We start from the raw sequence: 431 nt of genomic DNA, 5'->3' as shown, positions 1-431 counted from the left end.
CGACCTGCGCGAGTTTCCGGTCGATGTTCGCCGGTTGATGGGTGTCGCAATCAACGACGCCCAGAATGGTGAGGAGCACCCGGCTGTCAAAGCCCTGAAAGGGTTTGGGGGCCGCAGCATCCTCGAGGTGGTCGACGACTTCGACGGAGATACCTACCGGGCCGTCTATGCCGTGCGCTTTGCCGGGGTGATCTACGTGCTTCATTGCTTCCAGAAGAAGTCGAAGAAGGGCAGGGAGACACCCAAGCACGAAATCGATCTCGTGACAGTGCGATTGAAGGCGGCCGAGGCGCACTACCGCGGAAATTATGGGAAAGGAACGAAGTCATGACGGAAGACATCACCGCCGAAGTGAGCAGCGGCAACGTGTTTGCGGACCTCGGCTTTGACAATCCCGAAGAGGAATTGCTCAAGGCCAAGCTGGCCCGCGA

At 58.9% G+C, this 431-nt stretch carries 1 protein-coding gene; it reads left to right on the top strand.

Annotation, left to right across the window (positions count from 1 at the left end; translation table 11 throughout):
• On the top strand, positions 1-331 hold a 331-nt coding region (locus NR193_RS33360; protein ID WP_256754898.1), incomplete at its 5' end, for a type II toxin-antitoxin system RelE/ParE family toxin.
• Positions 332-431: the final 100 nt, after the last annotated feature.

It is taken from the genome of Mesorhizobium sp. Mes31, assembly GCF_024519675.1.
Taxonomy (GTDB): Bacteria; Pseudomonadota; Alphaproteobacteria; order Rhizobiales; family Rhizobiaceae; genus Mesorhizobium.
This window is presented reverse-complemented; position numbering and strand designations above follow the sequence as displayed.